Below are 13,528 nucleotides of genomic sequence, written 5' to 3'. Positions count from 1 at the left end.
ATATCACACCCAGATGCTCAATACGTAACACAATCTACTTAAAGTTTACTTTATAAATTGTCTGTCAGAATCGAGTTAATCAATGTGAGCGCTTCCAATTATTTTTGCTTATTCCTATTGTTCGCGTTTAGTAATGTAAAAAATAGTATTCATGTTGCTTGTATCATTTTACGAATATCATCTAAAGGTGATTCTGATTCAGAGGCTTCATCAGGGCAAAATTCAAAACACAATTTATATTTATTTGTGGTGATATTTGATATTTCTATTTGAATTTTCAATTTTCCTTTATGCCAGCCTTTACCGCTAATTTTAAGGATCTGACAATCTACAATCAAATTAAATCTAATTTCATCTATTTTGAGTTTCTGTTGACTTACAGATATTTTCTTAAAAAATTCATAAATTGAAGTGTTAGCCTTTTGAATAGAGTAATCATAAGCACCATGACTTTCCCACTTTCTGCAAATCTCTTCCCGAACTAATTCCTTTAATCTGCTGACTTTAAAAGTGTCTTTCTGCAAAAGTACAACATCATCGTCACAGTCTAGAGTAATGAATTTATTATTCATATCAATGTAGTCAATTCAGAGTGGACAATAATAGCTTGATAATTTAAGCTCACTCCCAGCTTATTCTACAATTTTGCTTACATCAAGTTAGTGAAAATACCCAAGCTAGTGTAAAAAATAATCTGAACATCATTAAGCGATGCGCAACAATATTCCTAAATAAATTGCGAACAAAAAGCTCCCAGAATTATTCAATAATTTGGCGATCAGAGACTCTGGATGTTTGCAAAATTATGCCCAGACACGGAGCTTTATTTTACGCTTTTGCGTAAGGTTATCGTTCTATAAATTAGGTGGAATACAAACATCTGGCGCACACAAACTAGGAAATTGCAGTGTTGTCACCTCAAAAGTATCCAAATCTACGCAACGAATAGCATGGTTATTAGTATCAGCAATATATAAATGTGAACTCCAAGCACTCAATCCCGAAGGTTCAAAAAACCGAGTGTTCTTACCCTGGCCATTTTGTAAACCAGCAGAACCATCTCCCAAAACTGTTTGACAATTTCCACTGAGGCTAACTAATTTAATTTTATGGTTATAAGTATCTGCCACCCACAAAAAATTCTGAGCAAATTCAACTCCTAAACAGTGTTGTAAACGGACATCTTCACCTTGTCCATCTACATCACCAAAACCAAATAAACCACCACTACCACAAACAGTTCTTACTTGATACGGTTCGGCAATCCCAACACCACGAATTGAACTAACTTCACTGTCAGCAATATATAATTCTTGCCCATTATTAGTAATACCACTAGGTTGAGCAAAAGCAGATTCAGTAAGTGAACCATCAATACACGCTTCTGCACCAGTACCAGCATAAGTTTTGATGATGCCAGTTTCTAAATCCATTTGCCAAATTTGATGCGGCCCAGCCATTGCAATAAACAAGGTATTTCCCACTTTCACTAAATCCCAAGGGGAATTTAGCGCGGTTTCTAAACCAGCACCGCCATGAGGATGGATATTACGACTTTGTTCACCAGTTCCCGCAATAGTTTCAACTACTTGGCGCTTGAAATCAACTCGCCGCAGCGCATGATTTTCTGTATCAGCAACGTAAAGAATGTGATTTTCGGCATCATAAGCCATTCCTTGCGGTGCAAAAAATTGCGCTTCGTTAAAAGCACCATCAGTTAAGCCAGATTTTCCAGTCCCAATTAACTGTAAAATTTCTCCATCAAAGCTACTTATAACCAGGCGGTGATGTCCAGAGTCAGCGATAAACAAACCTGCTTGAGTAGCTAAAACTTTACCAGGAAAAGCTAAGGGTGTGATTAATGGTTGACGCTGTTTTTCTAAAGTCAAGCTGATTTCTTGAAAATTAATTGTGCCTTTGTCTTGGTGCTGCTGAATTAATTTTTGAATCAACTCGTCTAAAGTATCACGGTTTCCTTCTCCAGAAATCTGGCCGATCACGTAACCTTCTGGATCAATAATTATTAACGTAGGCCAAGCACGCACAGCATACTCTTCCCAAATCCGAAAACCGCTGTCAACTACAACAGGATGTTCAATGTCATAGCGCAGAATAGCTTGGCGGATGTTTTCTGTTTCTTTTTCGTTGTCAAATTTGGCGGAGTGAACGCCGATAATGGTAAGGCTATCTTTATATTTGTGTTCTAAATATTTTAGATATGGCAGAATATGCAGACAATTGATACAGCAGTATGTCCAAAAGTCTAAAATTATGGCTCTACCTTTGAGTTGTTTGAGAGACAAAGGTTTATCTGTGTTGAGCCAAGAGTAATTTGGCGGTAATTCTGGCGCTCTGACACGAGGAATCATGAACCTATCCCACTATTTTAAAAATCCCTCTTTTTTTTGTAAATGTGCTTAAAAACCTTGATTTTTCGTTTTCGGTTTTCAATAAGTTTAAGCTTTTTAGCACAAATATTACTTAGTGGGATAGATTCATACTAATTTGTAATTTGTAATTAATATCATGTTCAGGTAATTTAGTTATGATTCCCCCAGCCCTTAATCCATTAAAAACTTGGTTGCCACGGCTACCTCTGATCTGATATCGCTTATGCTAAATATAGATATTTCACAATCAAAAAGTTGCAATGGCATACCATTAACTGTACCGGAATATCCAGATACAGCAATATATTGATCGGATTAAGCAACGTAGGTTATCTGTTGGTATTCGTTGCCCATACAGGAACATTAAAACCTGTATAAATTACCAAGTTTCCATCATCTTGAACTTGGAGACGACAACTAGAACCACGCCCATTTGTATTACTTGCCCACACAGGGGTTCCACTATAGTTATAACTGACTAAATTGCAGTCAGTTTGCATGATAGTGTAGTAAACTGCTACGTTGTAAGTGTTCGATGCCCATAGAGGAGTGTTGTAATCATAAAGAACAAAGTTTCCATCAGATTGCTGTATAGCTTTATATCGCCCATTCCCTGAAATCAAGTATTGATTTTGATTGGCGAATAAGTATTCACCTGCATAAAGGATAGATGTACCAGCACCCGCTAGAGCCTTGTTTTGTTGAATAAGCAATGTAGCTTGTGATGAAATTGCAAATGCTGTTGTTAAACCTAGAATTTTTGAGAGTTTAGATAATTTCACAAACCTACCTCCAATAAAGTTCTGTTTTTTATAGACAGTGCTGAGGTTTGATAAGTAGTGCAAAATTAAATATAAAGGTTTTCGACCTGGTGAGGTACGTTTTTAAAGCTGCTTATTTTGCTAGAAAAGATTTAGGTGTACCTCAGTTGCTCAGGAAACACTATATACAATTTGTCATTGTAAATAAAGCCAAGCAAAACGAAGCAATTCGCTTGCAGTTTAGAATTCTTTCTCTATCAGAGAGCTACCGCGAACCCTACATTTCATTTCGCTGACAATGACATAAATAATTTAATTTTGCGTAACCACTTAGGAGTAAAGTCAGCTTTGATTAACACCAAATTATACTAACATCGAACTATACTGTTAATTGCTATTTAATAAATAAACTGTTAAAAAGTTTACAATTTGAAAAGACTTAACAAACTAACTACTACGAAGTTATTAGCCTGGGTGCAACTAGCCAAAACCCAAGCTGAACGAGGACAAGTTGCCGATCGCATTCCGCTATTAGCTAAAGCTAATTCTGCTTGGTTTGCAGTTCATATCTGCTGTGAATCGGGGAAAACCATCAGCTTTGGGGATACAGCTTCTATTTTCCCGCTAATGAGCGTGATTAAGACATTTTCTCTACTTTATCTGCTAGAACATCTAGGAGCAGAAAAGGTTTTCGGTTGGGTTGGGGTTGAACCATCAGATGCACCCTTCAATTCTTTAGAACAATTAATTAGCGATCGCGGTCATCCCCGTAACCCGATGATTAATAGTGGGGCAATTACTTTGTCTGAGAAGTTACCAGGAAAGGACGCTAATCATCGCACTCTCTTATTGTGTCAATGGCTTAACCAATTAGCAGGTTGCCAACTAAGTGTTGATGAGGAAATGCTGGCTTCAGTGCGACTAACCCGTTCAACAGCTAATGAAGCGATCGCTAATTATCTCGCCCAAGCCGGTTATATAAAAAATATTGAAACAGCACTTGATACTTATGAACAAATATGCTGTTTATCTGGGCGAGTTGAAGATTTAGCCCTGTTAGGAAAACTCCTAGCTTGTGAAAATAGCTATTTATCCTCACAAAACCGCCGGATTGTAAATGCTGTAATGTCAACTTGTGGACTATACGAAGTTTCTGCCGAGTTTGCAGTCAGAATTGGTTTACCGATGAAATCAGGGATTGGTGGTGGACTTGTAGCAATAGTACCAGGAGAGGGAGCGATCGCTTGTTATAGTCCAGCTTTGGATCGAGTAGGAAATCCGGTAGCAGGGCTTGTCTTCATTGAGGCTTTAGCACAACAGTTGCAGTTGAGCATTTTTGGCTAAATCCTGCTTTTGAATGGGCAGAGAAATGATAAATTCCGTACCACTACCCACCTCAGATTTACAGATTAGTTGTCCTCCATGTTTTTCCACAACAATCTGATGACTAATCGAAAGTCCCATCCCAGTGCCAACGCCTGTTGGCTTGGTGGTAAAGAACATCTCAAAAATTTTCTCTTGAGTATCAGGGGCAATACCAGAACCGTTATCAGCAATACGGATAACTACCCAGTTTTTTTCTTGAAGTTCGGTAGCGATCATAATTTGTGGGTTGTCTTGAGTATTGTGCTGTTCGTCCAAAGCATCAAGTGCATTGTTGATAATGTTCATAAACACCTGGTAAAGCGAGCTAGAAAAACCTTCAATGTTAGGAATATCACCGTAGCAGCGCTCAACCGTAACACCTTTTTTAATCCGGTTATTCAGGATGAGTAACGTACTATCAATACATTCATGCAAATTAACTGCATGGGCTTCTGCTTCATCTAGACGAGAGAAGTTTTTCAAACTCAGGACAATTTGCAGGACGCGATCAGCGCCGAACTTCATCGACTGCAAAACTTTAGGTAAATCTTCTTCCACAAATTCTGCATCAATTTCGGTAGCGTGGTCTTGTACCGCTAGAGGTGGACTAGGTATTTCTTGGCGATAGGTTTGTAACAATGCTAATAAATCTTCTACATGCTGAATAGCATGATCTAAATTGCCATAGATAAAATTTACCGGATTATTAATTTCGTGGGCAATGCCAGCTACCATTCGTCCTAAACTAGACATTTTCTCACTTTGAAGCAATTGCGCTTCTTGCATTTGCTGCTGACGAAAGGCGGCTGCTTGCTCTTCTTCCAGTAAGCATTTAACCCTGTGCAAAACTTGGTTAAATGCAGTAGCAAGTATGCCAATTTCATCTGTAGTTATGACGGGTGCTTGCAGATCAAAGTTAGATTCTTTAGTGACTCGCTGCGCGACATTTGTCAACACTTCGACAGGATGGGTAATAGTTCGACTCGTCAAAAAAGCTAAAAGAGTAGCAATTACTGCTGACAACAGAATGCTAGCAACAATAATTTGAATCCGTATTTGTGCTACTGTCTTGAACGTCATCGTTGCTGCTTGTAATTCTTGATAAGAAGCATTGATCACAGTAACTAGTTCATCGGAGATACCATCAAACTCAATTGCTAACTCACTATTAGTAAACTTCAACAGTCTTTGTTGTGCGATCGCAATTTTATTCTCAGTTAGAGGAGATAAATCAAGTTGTTGAGATACTTCCTCAAGTTGCTGGACATAAGTGTGTGTTATAACTTCATAAGTTTTTAGAAGCAGGGGAATATTCTCAGTGTGCTTTTGGTTTGCATAACCGACAGTTTTTATATATGTTTGGAGTTCCAACCAAATCTGCTTAATCTCAGGTGCATGTGTATTAGTAATGTGGGCATATTCCTCTTTGTAAAGCTCTAGATTTCCCACTAAGGGAATGAGCTGCTGCTGGTGCGTCCGGGTTTGCAGGACACTTGTCTGGAGGCGATAGAGCAAATTGAGTTCCTTAAAAGCATTTTGTTGCTGCTGCAACGCCTCTTGGTGATAGCGATCCCCTAAAACTAACCCAATTGTGGTTCCGACAATTCCCACACCCACAGCCAGACTGTAGCCAAATTTAATTTTGTTGCCAATACTCAGACCATTGGTAATTTTTGAGAACCATCCCTTTTGGTTCGATTTTACGAAGGCGATATCACCGCAAACTGATGGAAAATCTGAATCTGGAGTTTGGAAAGCCATATTAATCTTAAGTAAGCAATAAGAGTCAATGCTTACTTAGAGTTCCCCAGTTATTCAGTAAAAGCAAAATTTTGAAATTTTCTAACGCATATTGCTGAGTCCGATAACGCAGAAGAAAAGTGATTTATTTAACTTCTCTGCTGCCTCTACTAGTCTTCTTTTTTATGGCTGTTGCACTTATTTTTCGGGTAATTCAGCAGACGGAGGTGTTGGCGTTACCTCTGGCTGTGGTTTTAGGGTTGGTGTAATAATTTCTGGTGCTGGAGACTCAATAATCTCTGGCAGCGTGGATGGCAAACTAGGAGATGGGGTAACTGTTACTTGGGGAGTAGGTGTCTTAGCCGTTCGACGGTTAAAAAATCCACCAAATCTAGATTTTGTTGGCTGAGGTGTTACTTTTTCGGATAACGGCGTTGATTCAGGAGTTGGCGTTACCTCTGGCTGTGGTTCTGGTGTTGGCGTAATAATTTCTGGTGCTGGAGACTCAATAATCTCTGGCAGTGTCGGTGGCAAACTAGGAGATGGTGCAACAGGTGCTTCTGGTGTAGGAACTTTACCAGCCCTACGGTTAAAAAATCCACCAAATTTAGGTTTTGTTGGCTGAGGCGTTACTTTTTCGGGTAACGGCGTTGATTCAGGAGTTGGTGTTACCTCTGGCTGTGGTTCTGGTGACGTTGGGGACAAGCTGGGAGATGGTGCAGCCGTTGGAACTTCTAAGTTTGGTTTTTCTGGCTGTGTTTTGGATTGTTCTGGAATTTCAGTTTCAGGAATAGGCTGTTTTTCTACTTTCGGTTGTGTTTGGGGTGTTTTTTCAACGGGCGGTGTAGGTGTGGGTTTAGGTGCAAGTTTATAATTCGGGTCTACAATACCGCGTACATCATCTGCTGTCAGTTCTCCTCTGACGATTCTCGACAGAGTGTCCCTACCATTTAGCTGATAGTCAATCAATCTAACTGTGGTATTGAAAGCATTTTTTACAGGATTTCCCTGGTTATCGAGAAATTCTAGCTTTACCCAGTTTTTCCCTGGACGGAAGCCTTTAAGGTAAACTGCTTGCCAGCGATCAAAAATAAAGCTTTCACCATTAATAGTGGAGCGGATGCGCCAATCACTGAACTCGTCATTGGGGTTTTCCTTACCAACAAGGTGCAGAGGAGCGTTAGTGAGGTAAAAGTCCAGTAAGATTGGTTCTGCCCCGTAGCTACTTTGAGGACGGCTGTAAGTTAGCAGAGGTAATTTAGAATCTGGGGTGTTGTCGTCGGTTTTGGTGAAGACGTGAAATGTTGTTTGGGTATAAGCGCCTTCATTCTTAAAGCTTTCATGCCAAGGACGAGAGGCAAATACACGCAGGGTATGACTACCTGGAGATAAGTCTGGCAAAACTAAGGGCTGATTCAGGTCGTAAACAGGTATATAAGGTTGATTATCCAGAATTACGTGTAAATGTGGCCCTAGTTGTAATTGTGGGTCTTTAAATATTGGTAGATCCTTAACCTGAAAACTGGCTGTAACTTTGTTGTCTTGAAGAACTTCATCAAATCTTGGAGTAAGAATTGTCACTTGTGGCTGATAGACTTCCAAAATTGGACGCAGTTCTTGAATAACAGATGGAGGGGAAACTTCCGAAAATTGCTTTGAAATTTGAGAAATCTGTGGGGAGTTTTCTCTATAGCCAGTAGATACTTCTTGGCTGTCGGCTTTCTCGCCGCAACTGGTCAAGCTTAATACCAGCACCAATATCATTACCCACCTGAGAATCGGGAACCTCTGAGGGAGGAGCTTTTCTAACACCCTTTTCTGCCACGAGTTCATGCGTTGCACCCAGTGATAGTCTTCGACAATTGACAGATTATTTTGGCTCAAACTGTCCATCTGGAACTATAGCCCAAAAGGTGAAATCTGCCTCACATCCTATAAGTTTTCCTTTGTATCTCATAAAATTTTAAAATAAGTCATATTCCTTACAGCGTTTTACTTGCAAAAATTGAAATATGACATAAATATTCATGAGTAATCGCAGTAAAAGCTGGGACATCGGCTACATACAGTCACACCCAGTCACACCATAAATTTTACGAATTGTTATTGTTTGTAAATTAAATAGCTAAACTATTGACTTTTGCACAAAAAGTTTGGAGTTAAAAGCCAGTTAAGGCATGAATTTCAGCAATATTTGAGCAAGTTTGAATTATTGTTAAAATATCTCCAACAATGTACAAGTGAAGACTTTATAATTCAACGAGAAACAACAATCCACATAGGTCTTCATCGCGGCTTCAGCAAAATGGAATTTGCGGTAATGGTTAACTTTGTGGTATTCATGATTCCTCATTCCTTATCAAGAGAGGAGGTCGAATGACAATAAGTCCTCCGGAGCGAGAGGAAAAAAAGGCAAGAGTAATCGTCGACAATGACCCAGTTCCAACCTCATTCGAAAGATGGGCGCAACCTGGACACTTTGACAGAACCTTAGCCAGAGGTCCCAAAACCACCACATGGATTTGGAACCTGCACGCACTCGCCCATGATTTTGATACACATACAAGCGATTTAGAAGACATCTCCCGCAAGATATTCTCAGCCCACTTCGGCCACTTGGCTGTAGTGACCATCTGGTTGAGCGGGATGATTTTCCACGGCGCAAAGTTTTCTAACTACGAAGCTTGGTTAAGCGACCCGTTGAACGTTAGACCCAGTGCTCAAGTAGTTTGGCCCATTGTGGGACAAGACATTTTAAACGGTGATGTTGGCGGTGGTTTCCACGGTATTCAAATCACCTCCGGTTTGTTCCAAGTATGGCGTGGCTGGGGTATCACAAACTCCTTCCAGCTTTACGTGACTGCGATCGGTGGATTGGTATTAGCAGGCTTATTCTTATTTGCAGGCTGGTTCCATTACCACAAACGCGCTCCCAAACTGGAATGGTTCCAGAATGTGGAATCGATGCTGAATCACCACTTGCAAGTACTGCTAGGTTGTGGTTCCTTGGGATGGGCAGGTCACTTAATCCACGTGTCCGCACCGACCAACAAGCTTTTGGATGCAGGCGTTGCTCTCAAAGACATACCCCTGCCCCACGAGTTCATCTTGAACAAAGACTTGTTGACCGAACTGTACCCTGGCTTTGCAGCTGGTTTAGCACCTTTCTTCACCTTGAACTGGGGTCAGTATGCTGACTTCCTTACCTTCAAGGGCGGTCTGAACCCGGTTACAGGCGGCTTGTGGTTGACTGATATTTCTCATCACCACTTAGCGATCGCAGTTCTCTTTATCGTTGCTGGACATCAGTACCGTACCAACTGGGGTATTGGTCACAGCATTAAAGAGATCCTGGAAAACCACAAAGGTCCTTTCACCGGTGAAGGTCACAAAGGTCTCTACGAAAACCTGACCTCATCCTGGCACGCTCAGTTGGCTACTAACCTGGCCTTCTTGGGTTCGCTGACCATCATCATCGCGCATCACATGTACGCGATGCCCCCCTATCCATATTTGGCAACTGATTATGCTACACAGTTGTGCATTTTCACCCACCACATGTGGATTGGTGCATTCCTTATAGTCGGCGGTGCGGCTCACGCTGCCATCTTCATGGTGCGGGATTACGATCCAGTTGTGAATCAAAACAACTTGCTGGATCGGGTGCTTCGTCACCGTGATGCGATTATTTCTCACCTTAACTGGGTGTGTATCTTCCTCGGCTTCCATAGCTTTGGGCTTTACATCCACAACGATACAATGCGTGCTTTGGGGCGTCCCCAAGACATGTTCTCTGATAATGCAATTCAGTTGCAGCCAGTTTTTGCCCAGTGGGTACAAAATATCCACACCCTAGCTCCTGGTGGCACTGCTCCCAATGCGCTAGAACCCGTTAGCTATGCTTTCGGCGGTGGGATTTTGGCTGTAGGCGGTAAAGTTGCGATGATGCCCATTGCTTTGGGTACGGCGGACTTCTTAATCCACCATATTCACGCATTCCAAATCCACGTTACTGTCCTAATTCTGCTCAAAGGTGTACTGTTTGCCCGTAGCTCTCGTCTGATTCCAGACAAAGCAAACCTGGGCTTCCGCTTCCCCTGCGATGGTCCTGGTCGTGGTGGTACCTGTCAAGTGTCTGGTTGGGACCATGTGTTCCTCGGACTTTTCTGGATGTACAACACAATATCCATTGCAATTTTCCACTTCAGCTGGAAGATGCAATCAGATGTCTGGGGAACCGTAGATGCAGATGGGGCTGTGACTCATATCACTGGTGGTAACTTTGCCCAAAGCGCCATCACCATCAACGGTTGGTTGCGAGACTTCTTGTGGGCGCAAGCTACGCAAGTCATCAATTCCTATGGCAGTGCGCTATCTGCTTATGGACTCATGTTCTTAGGCGCTCACTTTGTTTGGGCATTCAGCTTGATGTTCCTGTTCAGTGGTCGCGGCTACTGGCAAGAACTAATTGAGTCCATTGTTTGGGCGCATAACAAACTGAAGGTAGCACCAGCAATTCAGCCTCGCGCTTTGAGTATTATTCAGGGTCGGGCTGTAGGGGTAGCTCACTACCTCTTAGGAGGAATTGCCACAACTTGGGCGTTCTTCCATGCACACATCCTTTCAGTAGGGTAGCAATCAGTTATTGAGTGCTGAGTGATGAGTGCTGAGTGCTGAGTGTTGAAAAAATACTCCAAACTCAGTACTCAAAACTCAAAACTCAGGACTCTAGACGCTGGTATTTGATGGCTAAAGGTCAGAGGATTTATTAAACCTATGGCGACAAAATTTCCGAAATTTAGCCAGGATCTCGCACAGGACCCGACGACTCGTCGGATATGGTATGCGATCGCTACAGGCAACGATTTTGAAACCCATGATGGCATAACAGAGGAAAATCTTTACCAAAAGATTTTCGCTACTCACTTCGGTCACTTGGCAATCATCTTCCTGTGGGCATCCAGCCTCCTGTTCCACGTGGCCTGGCAAGGTAACTTTGAACAGTGGATTAAAGATCCCCTTCACATCCGTCCCATCGCTCATGCGATTTGGGACCCCCACTTTGGTAAACCAGCGATCGAAGCTTTTACCCAAGCTGGCGCTAGTAATCCCGTAAACATTACCTATTCTGGTATCTACCACTGGTGGTATACCATCGGGATGCGGACGAACAGCGAACTATACAACGGTTCAGTATTCCTATTGCTGTTAGCAGCTGTACTGTTGTTTGCTGGTTGGCTGCACTTGCAACCCAAGTACCGTCCTAGCTTGGCATGGTTTAAGAGCGCTGAACATCGCCTAAACCACCATTTAGCAGGTTTGTTTGGTGTTAGTTCTTTGGCTTGGGCTGGTCACTTAATTCACGTTGCTATCCCCGAAGCTCGCGGACAGCACGTAGGTTGGGATAACTTCCTCAACACACCACCCCACCCAGCAGGTTTGACACCTTTCTTCACCGGTAACTGGGGCGTTTACGCTCAAAACCCTGACACTCCTGGGCATATATTCAGCACATCTCAAGGTGCAGGTACTGCAATTCTGACTTTCTTGGGTGGTTTTCATCCCCAGACAGAAGCTTTGTGGCTGACTGATATAGCTCATCACCACTTGGCGATCGCAGTTATCTTTATAGTTGCCGGACACCAGTACCGGACTAACTTCGGAATTGGTCACAGCATCAAAGAAATGCTGAACTCCAAATCCGGTTTAGTACCTGGTAGCAAAAGTGAAGGTCAGTTCAACCTACCTCACCAAGGATTGTACGACACCTATAACAATTCACTGCACTTCCAGTTGGGTATTCACCTAGCTGCTCTAGGAACCATCACCTCTTTGGTGGCACAGCACATGTACGCCATGCCTCCTTATGCATTTATTGCTAAGGACTACACAACTCAGGCAGCGCTGTACACGCACCATCAATACATTGCTGGTTTCCTGATACTTGGTGCTTTTGCTCACGGAGCTATATTCTGGGTGCGTGATTACGATCCAGAACAAAACAAGGGCAACGTCCTTGAGCGCGTGTTGAAGCACAAAGAAGCGATTATCTCCCACCTTAGCTGGGTATCCCTTTTCTTAGGCTTCCACACCCTCAGCTTGTACGTCCACAACGATGTAGTGGTTGCTTTCGGTACTCCTGAAAAGCAAATCCTGATTGAGCCAGTGTTTGCCCAGTTCGTCCAAGCTGCTAACGGTAAAGTACTCTACGGTTTAGATGCCTTGTTATCTAACCCAGATAGTATTGCTTACACAGCATGGCCCAACTACGCTAACGTTTGGTTGCCAGGCTGGTTAGATGCCATCAATGCTGGTACTAACTCCCTGTTCTTGACAATTGGCCCTGGCGACTTCTTGGTACACCATGCGATCGCTTTAGGTCTGCACACCACCACCTTGATCTTGGTCAAAGGTGCTTTGGATGCCCGTGGTTCTAAGCTGATGCCCGATAAAAAGGACTTCGGTTATGCCTTCCCTTGTGACGGCCCAGGTCGTGGCGGTACTTGCGACATCTCAGGTTGGGATTCCTTCTACCTTGCTGCGTTCTGGATGCTCAATACCCTTGGTTGGGTTACGTTCTACTGGCATTGGAAGCATCTAGGTATTTGGCAAGGCAACGTAGCTCAGTTCAATGAGAACTCTACATATCTCATGGGCTGGTTCCGCGATTACCTCTGGGCTAACTCTGCTCAGTTGATTAACGGTTACAACCCTTACGGCGTGAATAACCTGTCTGTCTGGGCTTGGATGTTCCTGTTTGGACACCTAGTTTGGGCTACTGGCTTCATGTTCTTAATCTCCTGGAGAGGTTACTGGCAAGAGTTGATTGAAACCCTAGTTTGGGCACACGAACGTACTCCTCTAGCTAACTTAGTTCGCTGGAAAGACAAGCCCGTGGCTCTGTCTATCGTTCAAGGTCGTGTAGTTGGTCTAGCTCACTTCACTGTCGGCTACATCGTAACTTACGCCGCATTCTTGATTGCTTCTACTGCTGGTAAGTTCGGTTAATTCCGCTGCTAGTTCCGCTGCTAGTTTTGTAGGTAAGTAATAAAAATCCCCTGCCGCAAGGTGGGGGATTTTTTTGGGTTTTGGGTGGGAAAAATAGAGAAAGGGGCGGGCAAGATGCCATTGGTGTCAACTTAAGCCGAAAACTATATCAGACAGGCGTTTTGCAAATCCCTCACACCCTTATCCCCTAACCCCTTCCCCCTTGGGGGAAGCAGGGCTGTTTCATTCCCTAAAAGTCCTTAATTTACAAGCGTATCAGTCAAA

General features: G+C 42.7%; 8 protein-coding genes. 3 read left to right on the top strand and 5 right to left on the bottom strand.

From position 1 onward, the window contains the following. Positions 1-149 precede the first annotated feature (149 nt). The 3 genes from RMY27_RS25195 to RMY27_RS25185 form a co-directional block, all read right to left on the bottom strand. Complete coding sequence (locus RMY27_RS25195; protein ID WP_322667610.1) at positions 150-572, bottom strand: KGK domain-containing protein; 423 nt, start codon at positions 570-572, stop codon at positions 150-152. Between the two features lie 282 nt (positions 573-854). Beyond that, positions 855-2,369, bottom strand: a complete 1,515-nt coding sequence (locus RMY27_RS25190; protein ID WP_322667609.1) for a thioredoxin-like domain-containing protein — start codon at positions 2,367-2,369, stop codon at positions 855-857. Between the two features lie 350 nt (positions 2,370-2,719). Continuing rightward, on the bottom strand, positions 2,720-3,172 hold the full coding sequence (locus RMY27_RS25185; RefSeq protein WP_322667608.1) for a hypothetical protein: 453 nt from the start codon (positions 3,170-3,172) through the stop codon (positions 2,720-2,722). Positions 3,173-3,580: 408 nt separating this feature from the next. On the opposite strand from RMY27_RS25185, the gene glsA reads away from it, so the two are divergent. Further along, positions 3,581-4,495, top strand: a complete 915-nt coding sequence (gene glsA / locus RMY27_RS25180; protein ID WP_322667607.1) for a glutaminase A — start codon at positions 3,581-3,583, stop codon at positions 4,493-4,495. On the opposite strand, the gene RMY27_RS25175 is transcribed toward glsA, so the two are convergent. Beyond that, positions 4,460-6,277, bottom strand: coding sequence for an ATP-binding protein (locus RMY27_RS25175; protein ID WP_322667606.1), 1,818 nt, complete (start codon positions 6,275-6,277; stop codon positions 4,460-4,462). The two genes, glsA and RMY27_RS25175, sit on opposite strands and share 36 nt — an antisense overlap. Before the next feature lie 177 nt (positions 6,278-6,454). Then, positions 6,455-8,089, bottom strand: coding sequence for a hypothetical protein (locus tag RMY27_RS25170; RefSeq protein ID WP_322667638.1), 1,635 nt, complete (start codon positions 8,087-8,089; stop codon positions 6,455-6,457). A 543-nt stretch (positions 8,090-8,632) separates the two neighbouring features. On the opposite strand from RMY27_RS25170, the gene psaA reads away from it, so the two are divergent. After that, on the top strand, positions 8,633-10,891 hold the full coding sequence (psaA, locus tag RMY27_RS25165) for a photosystem I core protein PsaA (protein ID WP_322667605.1): 2,259 nt from the start codon (positions 8,633-8,635) through the stop codon (positions 10,889-10,891). Positions 10,892-11,032: 141 nt separating this feature from the next. Then, a complete protein-coding gene (gene psaB / locus RMY27_RS25160; RefSeq protein ID WP_322667604.1) occupies positions 11,033-13,264 on the top strand; it encodes a photosystem I core protein PsaB in 2,232 nt (743 codons plus the stop codon). Positions 13,265-13,528 lie beyond the last annotated feature (264 nt).

It is taken from the genome of Nostoc sp. DedQUE09 (genome assembly GCF_034530915.1).
GTDB lineage: Bacteria > Cyanobacteriota > Cyanobacteriia > Cyanobacteriales > Nostocaceae > Nostoc.
The sequence above is the reverse complement of the archived record's forward strand: the minus strand, read 5'-3'. Positions and strand labels throughout refer to the sequence as shown.

Excerpts from the sequence above, each read along its gene's own strand:
- RMY27_RS25195 (WP_322667610.1), bottom strand. The coding sequence starts at position 572 with ATGAATAATAAATTCATTACTCTAGACTGTGACGATGATGTTGTACTT.
- RMY27_RS25190 (WP_322667609.1), bottom strand. The coding sequence starts at position 2,369 with ATGATTCCTCGTGTCAGAGCGCCAGAATTACCGCCAAATTACTCTTGG.
- RMY27_RS25175 (WP_322667606.1), bottom strand. The coding sequence starts at position 6,277 with ATGGCTTTCCAAACTCCAGATTCAGATTTTCCATCAGTTTGCGGTGAT.
- RMY27_RS25170 (WP_322667638.1), bottom strand. The coding sequence starts at position 8,089 with ATGAACTCGTGGCAGAAAAGGGTGTTAGAAAAGCTCCTCCCTCAGAGG.
- psaA (WP_322667605.1), top strand. The coding sequence starts at position 8,633 with ATGACAATAAGTCCTCCGGAGCGAGAGGAAAAAAAGGCAAGAGTAATC.
- psaB (WP_322667604.1), top strand. The coding sequence starts at position 11,033 with ATGGCGACAAAATTTCCGAAATTTAGCCAGGATCTCGCACAGGACCCG.